Annotated in this window: 11 protein-coding genes; 10 read left to right on the forward strand and 1 reads right to left on the reverse strand. The window is 38.5% G+C overall.

Annotated features, from left to right (window positions below):
• Nucleotides 1-31: 31 nt before the first annotated feature.
• On the reverse strand, nucleotides 32-742 hold the full coding sequence (locus tag AO843_RS01020) for a polysaccharide deacetylase family protein (protein WP_054609297.1): 711 nt from the start codon (nucleotides 740-742) through the stop codon (nucleotides 32-34).
• 155 nt (nucleotides 743-897) lie between these two features.
• On the opposite strand from AO843_RS01020, the gene AO843_RS01025 reads away from it, so the two are divergent.
• The 10 genes from AO843_RS01025 to AO843_RS01070 all read left to right on the forward strand — a co-directional run bounded on the left by AO843_RS01025 (nucleotide 898) and on the right by AO843_RS01070 (nucleotide 12,405).
• Nucleotides 898-2,088 (forward strand): DHH family phosphoesterase, encoded by a 1,191-nt coding sequence (locus AO843_RS01025; protein ID WP_054609298.1) that lies wholly within the window; start codon nucleotides 898-900, stop codon nucleotides 2,086-2,088.
• Nucleotides 2,089-2,350: 262 nt separating this feature from the next.
• Complete coding sequence (locus tag AO843_RS01030) at nucleotides 2,351-3,064, forward strand: DUF4179 domain-containing protein (RefSeq protein WP_231630042.1); 714 nt, start codon at nucleotides 2,351-2,353, stop codon at nucleotides 3,062-3,064.
• 88 nt (nucleotides 3,065-3,152) lie between these two features.
• Complete coding sequence (gene chrA, locus AO843_RS01035) at nucleotides 3,153-4,316, forward strand: chromate efflux transporter (protein ID WP_054609300.1); 1,164 nt, start codon at nucleotides 3,153-3,155, stop codon at nucleotides 4,314-4,316.
• Nucleotides 4,317-4,530: 214 nt separating this feature from the next.
• Nucleotides 4,531-5,676 (forward strand): radical SAM family heme chaperone HemW, encoded by a 1,146-nt coding sequence (hemW, locus tag AO843_RS01040; RefSeq protein ID WP_054609301.1) that lies wholly within the window; start codon nucleotides 4,531-4,533, stop codon nucleotides 5,674-5,676.
• Between the two features lie 89 nt (nucleotides 5,677-5,765).
• Entirely contained in the window at nucleotides 5,766-6,794 is a 1,029-nt protein-coding gene (gene hrcA / locus AO843_RS01045; RefSeq protein WP_054609302.1) for a heat-inducible transcriptional repressor HrcA, read from the forward strand.
• A 17-nt stretch (nucleotides 6,795-6,811) separates the two neighbouring features.
• The gene (grpE, locus tag AO843_RS01050) at nucleotides 6,812-7,384 is read left to right on the forward strand and encodes a nucleotide exchange factor GrpE (protein WP_054609303.1); all 573 of its coding nucleotides are present in this window, start codon (nucleotides 6,812-6,814) and stop codon (nucleotides 7,382-7,384) included.
• A gap of 75 nt (nucleotides 7,385-7,459) precedes the next feature.
• The gene (gene dnaK / locus AO843_RS01055) at nucleotides 7,460-9,295 is read left to right on the forward strand and encodes a molecular chaperone DnaK (protein ID WP_054609304.1); all 1,836 of its coding nucleotides are present in this window, start codon (nucleotides 7,460-7,462) and stop codon (nucleotides 9,293-9,295) included.
• Between the two features lie 218 nt (nucleotides 9,296-9,513).
• Nucleotides 9,514-10,623 carry a molecular chaperone DnaJ gene (gene dnaJ, locus AO843_RS01060; protein ID WP_054609305.1) on the forward strand — a complete coding sequence of 370 codons (1,110 nt, stop codon included), beginning with the start codon at nucleotides 9,514-9,516 and terminating at the stop codon, nucleotides 10,621-10,623.
• Nucleotides 10,624-10,644: 21 nt separating this feature from the next.
• On the forward strand, nucleotides 10,645-11,586 hold the full coding sequence (gene prmA / locus AO843_RS01065; RefSeq protein WP_054609306.1) for a 50S ribosomal protein L11 methyltransferase: 942 nt from the start codon (nucleotides 10,645-10,647) through the stop codon (nucleotides 11,584-11,586).
• An 81-nt stretch (nucleotides 11,587-11,667) separates the two neighbouring features.
• Nucleotides 11,668-12,405, forward strand: a complete 738-nt coding sequence (locus AO843_RS01070) for a 16S rRNA (uracil(1498)-N(3))-methyltransferase (protein WP_054609307.1) — start codon at nucleotides 11,668-11,670, stop codon at nucleotides 12,403-12,405.
• Nucleotides 12,406-12,525: the final 120 nt, after the last annotated feature.

Here is a 12,525-nt window from a genome sequence, read left to right on the forward strand (position 1 = left end):
TCCTATATTATGCACAGATTCCTGGTTTTTTTTATTGATTATTTTTGAATGTTAAAAGTTCATCTATCGTTACAAATGTATATCCTTCTTTCGTAACAGCCTGTAAAATCCCTTCTATTGCCTGTAATTCATTGTCAGTAGAATCATACATAGGGTGCATTAAAATAATGGAACCTGGTTGAATGTTTTCCTGTACATATTTCACTTTTTCATCTGCCTCTGTGAAATATGTATCAGGCTCTAAGTTCCATGTAATTGTCTCTCGCTGGTGTTTATTTAAGTAATAGGGAAATCCAATTAATTTTTTGCCGTATGGGGGTCTTACTACGACTGATTTCGTATAGCCAATATTGGCAATTAAGGCATCGGTTTTTTCTATTTCATTTTTTATAAAGGCAGTGCTTTTCAATACCATACGCTTGTGTGAATACGTATGATTACCAATTTGATGACCTGCCTCAGCAATCTTTTTCGCCTCTCCGGGTTGTTCCTCGATATCCTTTCCGATTAGAAAAAAAGTTGCCTTTACTTGATAGTCGTCTAGTAACGACAATATAGCATCCGTATTTTTAGTCGGCCCATCATCAAAAGTTAACGCAACAACTTTGTCGTTTGTCTCAACATGAGCGGTTATGTTTCCGAATAATTGGTAATTTCGCGCATTCATTAATTTATAGGCTGTAAATGCTAAAGCAAAGATCAATACGATTACCATTCCGCTGTAAGCTAGCTTACGCTTCATTGAAAAACCCCTTCCAAATTTGAATTTGTATCTGAAAAAAGTGATTATTTTAAATGTATGTTATCTTCAATTCATTTTCAACGTCACTTGACTCTTGAACGCCATTTACTGTTTGAATAACAAAAAAATACCCATACTACATGGGAGGTGAGGATATGTATAAATTATTATCACATAACGATTTAGATGGAGTAGGTTGTGGGATTCTGGCGAAGCTTGCGTTTAACGATCAGGTAAAAATACGATATAACTCTGTTACCGCACTTGATCGGGAGATTGAATTCTTTTTGGAAAATGAACAGTCAAAAACCTTTTTATTTATTACAGATCTTTCTCCGAATGAAAGAAACGAAAAAAGTATCGATGATTACTATCAGGCAACTGGGAATGTGCAGTTGTTAGACCATCATCAAACAGCCCTCCACCTCAATCAATACGATTGGGGTAATGTTCTCATTGAAGATGAGCACGGCTTTTTAACGTCTGCGACATCATTATTTTACCAATATCTTGTGACGCATGGATTATTAGAAAAAACAGATGCCATCACAGAGTTTGTCGAGTTAGTGAGACAGTATGATACGTGGGAATGGGAAAAGAACGGAAATTATCAGGCTCAGCGATTGAATGCACTCTTTTTTTTAGTATCTATAGAAGAATTTGAAGAGAAAATGCTTGATCGTTTAAAAAGTCAGTCACATTTCGACTTTGATGAATTCGAAAAGAAAATTTTAAGTATGGAAGAAGAAAAAATCGAGCGTTACATTCGCCGGAAAAAACGTGAGCTTATTCAAACAAATTTGGGTGACTTCTATGCTGGAGTTGTCTATGCGGAATCTTATCACTCTGAGCTTGGCAATGAATTAGGAAAAGAAAACGTACATCTTGATTATATTGCAATGATTAATATGGGAAGCAAAAAAGTTTCTTTTCGTACAATTCATGATCATATCAATGTGGCATCTATTGCGGCCTTGTTTGGTGGAGGAGGGCATCAAAAGGCAGCTGGGTGTTCTTTAACGACCGAAGCCTACAAGCAATTTGTGTTAGAAACATTCCATTTAGAGCCAATTCCTGAGGATGCGAAAAGAAATCGCTATAACCTTAAGGGCTCTTCCTTTGGAACCTTCTATAAAAATCACCGTGATGAATTATTTCTTCTCTATTCGAATAATGAAATGGATTGGATCATTGAAATAAATAAAATCCCTTTAGAGCAAACCTTTATGAACTTTAAGGATGCGGAATGGTATTTAAAACGACAGTACCAGACTTGGTTAGTAAGAGATGATTTATTTGTGGACTATTTAATGCAAGAAGTAAATAGGGTTCGTCATCTAAAATAAAGGAATTGAATGATTCCTTTTATACATATTTTAATTTGTCCAAACCTTGCTTTCCATTCAGGTTATATAATGCCTCTTTACTAACTACAATGAATCATAACTATTTATAAAAAATGAGGTGTACTTGTTGTCCGATGATATCTTTAGAGTTGTAGATTTAAATAAGGAAAATCGAGGACGCAAAAAGTGGGGGATTGTTGTATTGTTGTTAGTCTTGGTTCTTTGTGGATCCTCTCTTCTATATTTGTGGCGGGATAGGGAGGTGGATTTTGAAGCTTACAAAACAGAGGTAGGGGAAACAGCTAACAACAGCTTAGGACGTTTAACGTTAAATGAAGTGATTATTGATGACAATCAGATTTTACTGAACGCAACCTTTGAACCAATCAAAGAGTTTATCCCAGATCATCAAGTGTTTTTCTTTCCGCAAATACTAGTCAATGGCAAAGATTATATGGTTCGCAACGGAGGTCAGTCCATTGCACGATCCGCAAATATTTATACCATTTACAATAGCATTAAAATGGATGATTTTCCGCCAGACGAAAATTTAGAATTGGATATTCGCTATAAGGATTGGAATGTTAAAACACGAATTGAAAAGCCGTGGGCATTTCAAGTAAATGCATCCCAAGCGCAATTGCAAGAAGATCGACACATCTTTTCGATTGAAAAAAAAGTCAAACATGTAGATCAGCAAGAATTAATGATTGACCGAGTTGTTTCCACCCCTATCTCAACTACGATTTATTTTCATGCGAAAAAAGCTATAGTTCATGATGCTTTACGCTTTAAAATCCAGTCTAAAGCAGGACAATCATGGAGCTTTGAAACACCCTATCCATTAAATAAAGAACGGACAAAGTGGGGAAGTCGCGTGGATGGACTGTATTTATCAGAGAAAAATTATACGTTAGTCCCTGTCGATATGGATGGAAGTAAACTTGATTCCGCCATTAAGATAAAGAAAGATTAGGGGTGGATTAAAATTTACAAACTCTTAATCTGAAAGAATCTCCTTTCCATGTAAGATGAAGTAAAAGATATGGAAAGTAGTTGAGAGTTTGCGAACGCTATGGGAGATTTTTTTCGTTTCTTTAAAATTAGGCTGTACCTCGTTCGGGGGACCAACAGCTCATTTAGGTTACTTTCAACAAGAATATGTGCAAAAGCGCCAATGGCTTTCTGCACAAGATTATAGCCAACTTGTTATACTTAGCCAATTTTTACCTGGCCCTGCATCCAGTCAGGTGGGAATGGGAATTGGTTTACTAAGGGGCGGGTTATTAGGTAGTGTACTATCCTTCCTTGGTTTTACATTACCTTCCGTTTTGTTATTGATGGTATTTGCCTATCTTTCCATGTTTACAGAGTTAAAGATGGATTGGATCCATGGGTTGAAGTTAGTGGCTGTGGCGATTGTGGCGCAAGCAATTTTTGATATGAGTAAAAAATTACTGCCTACAATATTACACTGGTTGATCGCTATATTGGCGCTCATCATTGTGCTAGCATGGATCCATCCGTTTGCACAAATTGCTGCGATTATGATAGCTGCTTGTATCGGCTTCCAACAGATAAAAAAAAGTAGTGAGGGCAATGCACCCTTATCTATCCATGTACCCATCTCTAAATCCACTGGCATTGTTTTATTAAGTATTTTCTTGATGTTGCTATTTGGCTTACCAATGATAAGTGCTTTATGGAATCATGAATGGGTAACGATGATTGAGAAGTTTTATCTAGCAGGGGCATTGGTATTTGGTGGAGGTCATGTAGTTTTACCATTATTAGAGGCACAATTTGTTCAAAGTGGTCAAATGAGTACATCAGACTTCTTAGCAGGCTATGGTATGACACAGGCTGTTCCAGGGCCGTTATTTACATTCGCAGCCTATATCGGAATGGCCATTGCTGGCGTACCAGGAGCGATTATAGCAACTTTAGCGATTTTTTTACCAGCATTTTTGTTAGTGATCGGGGCACTTCCATTTTGGTTCAGCCTCAGCCGTATTGCTCGCCTAAAGGGAGCAATGGCAGGAGCCAATGCGGCAGTCGTAGGTATTTTAGTTGCCGCCTTTATCCACCCAATTGTGACACAAACGATTCAAAACGGATTAGATATTATCTTAGTCGCTGTCTTTTTATGGTGTTTAATTCGTTGGAAGATACCGCCTTATTTATTGGTGCTTTTAGGTATTGTAGTAGGAGTCGTTTGTTATTCATGAATTACATTATTTCAAGTGCTCGATTTTTCCTTCACTAATTGGAAAAATCGGGCTTTTTCTTGCCCATCTTTCTCTCGCATACTTGTTTTGGTTTGTAGAAAAATAAATGGGGAAAAAATATGTGTAAACCCACTAGATGGTTTCATAGCGTTCCTTCTATTGATTCGTTATAATGTAGAAATGGAAAAGACTTAACGAGAAAGAAGGGATGGCTATGGCACGAGGTGTTTACATTCATATTCCTTTCTGTCATCAAATCTGCAATTATTGTGATTTCAATAAATTTTACTTTAAAAACCAACCAGTGGATGAATATATAGAAGCTCTCGGAAAAGAGATGGCTCTTGCAACGAAAAAATATCCCGAAAGTTTTCGTCAAATCGAAACCATTTTCCTAGGTGGAGGCACACCAACAGCATTATCGCCTCAGCAATTGGACAAACTTCTAACATTAATTCGTACGTATATTCCAATGAATAGTGTGACAGAATTTACATCAGAGGCCAATCCGGATGAATTGTCTGCGGAAAAATTGCAAGTCTTGTTTGATGGCGGTGTCAATCGTCTAAGCATGGGCGTGCAATCCTTCGATCAAGGACTGTTACAAAAAATCGGCCGTACACATAGTAACGAGCATGTGTATGAAACAACTGCTTTGGCTAAAAAAATTGGCTTCCAAAATATAAGCATTGATTTAATGTATGGATTGCCAGGTCAAACGATGGCCCAATGGAAGGACTCGTTAGAAAAAGCGTTTGCGCTTAATTTGTCTCATTTCTCTGCTTACTCGCTTATTGTGGAGCCAAAAACGATTTTTTATAATCAGTACGCAAAAGGAAAGCTCCATTTACCGACCGAGGATTTAGAAGCGGATATGTACGATGTATTAATGCAGCAAATGGAATTACATGGTCTTCAACAATACGAAATTAGTAATTTTGCGAAACCTGGTTATCATTCAGAACATAACAAGATTTACTGGGATAATGATGAATATGCAGGCTTCGGTGCTGGTGCCCATGGTTATCTAGCAGGTGTACGCTATTCCAATCATGGACCATTAAAAAAATATATGGAAACTGTCTTAGCAGGGGAGCTTCCAATTGTGCATGAACATGAAGTATCGCAGGCAGAAAAAAGAGAAGAGCAAATGTTTTTAGGACTGCGTAAAACTGAGGGAGTTAAGCACAAAATATATGAAGAAAAGTTGAATGCACCAATAGCGGCTCATTATAATTCTGTCCTGAAAGAGCTAGTATCAAAAGGATTTTTAGAACATGATGATGTTGGTGTTCGCCTGACAAGAAAAGGGCGTTTTGTGGGCAATGAGGTGTTTCAACAATTTTTGCTAGAAGAATGAGCGATATCGTTGACATAAATTGAGGGATTTGATAATTTAATAATAGTATTAGCACTCCTCTTGGTTGAGTGCTAACAGAGGTGATAATCATGCTAACAAATCGGCAGTTACAGATTTTGCAAGTAATTATAGACGACTTTATTTTATCTGCACAGCCGGTAGGTTCTCGCCAAATCTCCAAAAAACAAGGGATTACATTTAGTCCAGCCACAATTCGAAATGAAATGGCGGATTTAGAGGAATTAGGCTTTTTAGAAAAAACGCACACTTCCTCTGGTCGAGTGCCTTCGGAAAAGGGTTACAGATTTTATGTAGATCATTTGTTGAGTCCACAGGGTATTAATTCGAAGGACATCCAACAAATCCAATCAATTTTCAATGATCGTCTTGTAGAAGTAGAGCATATTATCCGAAAGTCAGCCAATATATTATCAGAGCTGACATCGTATACTTCCATACTATTAGGACCTGATGTTCAAACACATCGTGTCAAAAGATTTTCGATTGTGCCTCTATCTAGTGATACAGCAGTAGCAATTATCGTGACGAATAATGGGCATGTTGAAAATCGCTTATTTAACTTACCACCTGATTTTACCGCTTCGGATTTAGAAAAAATGGTCAATATCTTGAATGATCGCTTAATAGGTGTGTCATTAGAAGAGCTCCATAAAAGCCTTGAAGCTGAAGTGTTGGCAGTATTACAGCAACATGTTCGATCAGCGGATGATTTTATTCACGCGCTCATAACAGCAACAATGCATAATCCAGAAAGTAAGATTTTTTATGGTGGTAAAACGAATATGTTTAACCAACCTGAATTTCATGATTTAAATAAAGTCCGCATGATATTGGACTTAATGGAGACGACCAGCCAAGTGCAGTCATTATTCCATCCAAATGAATCGGGTATTCATATTCGGATAGGTTCAGAAAATAAACAGCTAGAAATGGAAAATTGCAGTGTCATTACTACTACTTATTCTATTGGTGATGATCAACAGGGAGCCATTGCTATTATTGGCCCAACACGTATGGATTACAAACGTGTGGTGGCTTTATTAGACGTAATGCGCTTGGATTTAACACAGGCCTTTACGAGGAATCGTAGTGAGTGATAATGAGGAGGATTCAAGTGACGGAAACAACTGAAAACAAAGATCTAGTACAAGAAGATGTCCAAGCTGAAAAGACAGCAGAGGAAGTAGCACAAACTGAGGTTCAAGAAGAAGTTGAATTATCAATTGAAGAACAATATGAGGCGAAGCTTGCTGAATTACAAGCTAAGCTAGATGACGAGGAAAATCGACACTTACGCTTACGCGCAGATTTCGATAATTTGCGTCGTCGTCAACAACTGGATCGTGAGGCTGCTGAAAAGTACCGAGCGCAAAGCTTATTATCTGATTTATTACCAGTCCTTGATAATTTTGAGCGTGCTTTACAAGTGGAGACAACTTCTGAAGAGACTGCATCTATTATTAAAGGAATTGAAATGGTGTATCGCTCGTTACTAGAAGCAACAGAAAAAGAAGGCTTGCAAGTAATTAAAGCAGAAGGTGAGCAATTTGATCCAAATATCCACCAAGCTGTCATGCAGGAACAGGATAGTGAAAAAGAGACGGGTGTAGTCGTACGCGAGCTACAAAAAGGATATATCTTAAAAGATCGTGTTTTACGCCCAACAATGGTATCTGTGAACGAATAGTCATAGCACTATTTAATCAATTAAAATTAGTGAGAAAACGCATCCCTTGCGTTGAAATAATAGGAGGAAATTTTAATGAGCAAAATTATTGGTATTGACTTAGGAACAACAAACTCTTGCGTTTCTGTACTTGAAGGTGGCGAACCAAAAGTAATTCCGAATCCAGAAGGCAACCGTACTACACCATCTGTTGTTGCATTTAAAAATGGCGAACGTCAAGTTGGTGAAGTGGCAAAACGCCAGTCAGTAACAAACCCAAACACAATCATTTCTATTAAATCAAAAATGGGTACAGCTGAAAAAGTAACAGTGGAAGATAAAGAGTACACACCACAAGAAGTATCTGCTATGATTCTTCAATACTTAAAAGGTTATGCAGAAGACTATCTAGGTGAAAAAGTTACGAAAGCAGTTATTACAGTTCCTGCTTACTTTAACGATGCACAACGCCAAGCAACAAAAGATGCTGGTAAAATCGCTGGTCTTGAAGTAGAACGTATCATCAACGAACCAACAGCTGCTGCGCTAGCTTATGGCTTAGATAAAAAAGATCAAGATCAAAAAGTATTAGTATTTGACCTTGGTGGTGGTACGTTTGACGTATCAATCCTTGAGTTAGGTGACGGTGTCTTTGAAGTTTTAGCAACAGCTGGTGATAACAAACTAGGTGGGGATGATTTCGACGACGCAATTATCGAATATCTAGTTGCTGAATTCAAAAAAGAAAACGGCATTGATTTATCAAAAGACAAAATGGCTATGCAACGTTTAAAAGATGCAGCTGAAAAAGCGAAAAAAGACTTATCTGGTGTAACTTCAACACAAATCTCTTTACCATTCATTACAGCAGGTGAAGCAGGTCCATTACACTTAGAAATTTCTTTAACACGTACGAAATTCGATGAAATTACATTACCATTAGTAAATCGTACAGTTGGTCCAGTGCGTCAAGCATTATCTGATGCAGGACTTTCAACATCTGAAATTGACCAAGTTATTTTAGTTGGTGGTTCTACACGTATTCCTGCAGTACAAGAAGCAGTACGTAAAGAAACTAACAAAGAACCTCACCGTGGTGTAAACCCTGACGAAGTTGTTGCAATGGGTGCAGCGGTACAAGGTGGCGTTTTAACAGGTGATGTGAAAGACGTTGTATTACTTGACGTAACACCGCTTTCACTTGGTATCGAAACAATGGGTGGCGTGTTTACAAAGTTAATTGACCGTAACACAACAATCCCAACTTCTAAATCACAAGTATTCTCTACAGCAGCTGACAACCAACCAGCAGTAGATATTCACGTACTACAAGGTGAACGCTCAATGGCTGCAGACAACAAAACATTAGGTCGCTTCCAATTAGCGGATATCCCACCAGCTCCACGTGGTGTACCACAAATCGAAGTAACTTTCGATATTGATAAAAATGGTATTGTATCTGTAAAAGCGAAAGACCTTGGTACAAACAAAGAACAAACTATTGTTATCCAATCTGATTCAGGTTTATCAGAGGCAGAAATTGAACGCATGGTAAAAGACGCAGAGGCGAATGCTGATGCAGATGCTAAACGTAAAGAAGAAGCAGATCTTCGCAACGAAGCAGACCAATTAGTATTCCAAGTGGATAAAACAATTACTGACCTAGGTGAGCAAATTACAGAAGATGAGAAAAAATCTGTGGAAGACGCTCGTGATGAATTGAAAAAAGCGCTTGAAGCTGGCGAATTAGACGGTATTAAAGCAGCAAAAGAAAAATTAGAAGGTATTTTACAGCCTTTAGTTATGAAAGTTTATGAACAAGCGGCAGCAGCTGCTCAAGCAGCACAAGGCGGAGAAGCAGACGCTAGTGCTGGAAAAAAAGATGATGGTGTTGTAGACGCTGAATTCGAAGAAGTAAAAGACGATAAATAAGAATTAAAAGCACAGTAAAGTGAAAAAGCCAAAGACCGCTTGCGGCTTTGGCTTTTGTCATGATGTAAGGTTACCTTACGAAAAGGGACCATTTAAAGAATACTTGCATACGTTAACACTGCTAGGAAGTAAAAATAAAGCAATTACACGAAAAATAAGGCAGTTTTATCGACTGCATGTTACAATAGATTTTATGCAAACAGAGCGGAGTGTGAATCATGGAGAAACGCGATTATTACGAGGTGCTTGGCCTAACAAAATCAGCAACGAAAGATGAAATCAAAAAAGCATACCGTAAACTATCAAAGCAATATCACCCTGACCTTAATAAAGAGGAGGGTGCAGATGAAAAATTCAAAGAAATCGCTGAAGCATATGAAGTATTAAGTGACGATCAGAAAAAAGCACGCTACGACCAATTTGGTCATGAAGATCCAAATGCTGGCTTTGGCGGCGGCGGCGGCTTTGGCGGCTTCGAGGATATTTTCAGTTCATTCTTTGGCGGTGGTGGTCGCCGTCAGGACCCAAATGCGCCACGCAAAGGTGATGACCTGCAATATCGCATGAACATCAAATTTGAGGAAGCTATTTTTGGGAAAGAAACAGAAATCGAAATTCCTAAAGATGAAACTTGTGAGACTTGTCATGGTTCAGGAGCAAAGTCTGGTACGCAGCCTGAAACATGTTCGACATGTAATGGTGCTGGACAAATCAATCAAGCGGTGGACACACCTTTTGGTCGCATGATGAACCGCCGTGCATGTACAACATGTCATGGTACAGGTAAGATTATTAAAGAAAAATGTTCGACTTGTCGTGGCGAAGGAAAAGTGCAAAAGCGCAAGAAAATTAAAGTATCAATTCCAGCTGGTGTTGATGATGGCCAACAAATCCGTGTATCAGGTCAAGGTGAACCAGGTATAAACGGTGGCCCAGCAGGGGATTTATATATTATGTTCCGTGTTCAAGGTCATAATGAATTTGAACGTGATGGGGATGATATTTACTTTGAATTAAAATTGACATTCCCACAAGCAGCACTTGGAGATGAAATTGAAGTGCCCACTGTTCACGGCAAAGTAAAACTACGAATTCCAGCCGGAACACAGTCAGGTGCTCAGTTCCGTTTAAAAGATAAAGGTGTGAAAAATGTTCATGGCTATGGTATGGGTAACCAGTATGTAACCGTGAAGGTCATGACACCAGAGAAATTAACTGAAAAACAAAAGCAATTATTACGAGAATTTGCAGAAATTAGTGGCGATATCCCTGAAGAGCAAGGTAGTTCACTATTCGATAAAATTAAGAAAAAATTCCAAGGTGAATAATTAGAGGAGCTGAAGAGCTACGTGAAGTGGTCAGAATTATCCATTCATACAAAAAATGATGCGGTAGAAGCAATTTCAAATATTTTGCATGAAGCAGGAGCAAGTGGTGTTGTCATTGAAGATTCTGCAGAATTTGCGAAGCCACGTGAAGATCAATATGGTGAAATTTACGCGCTAAATGAAGAGGATTTCCCGAAAGATGGAGTAATTGTTAAAGCTTATTTATCAGAGTCTAGTTTCTTAAATGAAACTGTCGAGGAAATTAAAGCAGCCATCACTAATCTAACGAACTTTAACATTGATATTGGTGAAAATGTAGTATCCATTGTTGAAGTCAATGAGGAAGATTGGGCAACTGCATGGAAGCAATACTACCATCCTGTCAAAATTTCTGAACGCTTTACCATTGTCCCAACTTGGGAGGAATATTCACCTGTCTCAACAGATGAATTAATTATTGAGTTAGATCCTGGTATGGCATTTGGTACAGGAACACACCCAACTACGGTGATGTGTCTACAAGGACTAGAAAAGGTCATCAAAGAAGGGGATACGGTTGTTGATATTGGTACAGGGTCTGGTGTATTGTCAATTGGCGCAGCACTACTGGGTGCTAAAAATGTGCATGCCCTTGATTTAGATGAGGTAGCAGTTCGCTCTGCACAAGAAAATGTTGCCCTGAACAAAGTTGAAGACAAGGTAGCTGTCTTCCATGGCAACTTATTAGACACTGTAAAAGAACCAGCAGATGTGGTTGTCGCAAATATTTTGGCCGAAATCATTATGTCCTTCACTGACGATGCATTTACAATTGTGAAACCAGGTGGGTTATATGTCACTTCAGGTATTATCGGTGCCAAACGCGATGATGTCAAAGTAGCATTGGAAGCTTCAGGCTTTGTGATTGAAGAAGTATTATTAATGGAAGACTGGGTAGCGATCATTGCCCGTCGTCCACTATAACTTGACGGAGGAAGTGCCAAATTGTGAGCTGTGTGCTTATGATTTGGCGTTTTCTCTTCTTGCTAGAAAGGACTGTGGAACATGCAACGTTATTTTATTGAAACAGCCATAGAGAATGCACGTATTAGTGGAGAAGATGCACGACATATTGAGCGAGTGATGCGCATGAAAGAAGGCGATCAAATCGTTGTTGTGGCACAAAATACCGCTTTTATTTGTACGATTGAAGGATTTGAAGGTGATGAGGTGATGGTCGAATCAACTGGCCAAACCATACCTTCACCAGAGTTACCTATTCAAGTAACAGTAGCTTGTGGCTTACCAAAGGGCGATAAGCTAGAGCTGATTACTCAAAAAGCGACAGAGCTTGGGATGTTTGCCTTACTGCCATTTGATGCTGAACGTTCTATTGTGAAATGGGACAAGAAAAAAGGGGCAAAAAAGCAGGAACGATTACAAAAAATTGCTAAAGAGGCAGCGGAACAAGCTCATCGTACTCATGTTCCAGCAGTGTATGAACCCGTTACATTTAAACAATTGTTACAAGAAATAGACCAATTTGACTCCGTTTTTATCGCAGACGAAGAGGATGCAAAAGCTGAAAAACGCACTAGATTTGCGGACAAGCTAAAAAATGAGTATGATAAAAAGTCAAAATCAATGCTTATTATATTTGGTCCAGAGGGTGGGATTTCCCGTAAAGAGTCAGAGTCCTTGTTACAAGCAGGGGCTCAAACCATGTCACTAGGGCCGAGAATTTTACGTGCAGAAACAGCGCCACTGTATGCGTTGTCAGCCATATCCTATGAATTTGAATAACTTTTGTCAGAGAGACATCTGACACACTTGTGCTGGAGAAAACCACTTATATTACTTTAAGTGGTTTTTTTTATGGGATATAAAAAGAATCATTAAACCTTATAAATCCATTATGTAAAA

Source organism: Lysinibacillus sp. ZYM-1 (assembly GCF_001308875.1).
Classification (GTDB): Bacteria; Bacillota; Bacilli; order Bacillales_A; family Planococcaceae; genus Lysinibacillus.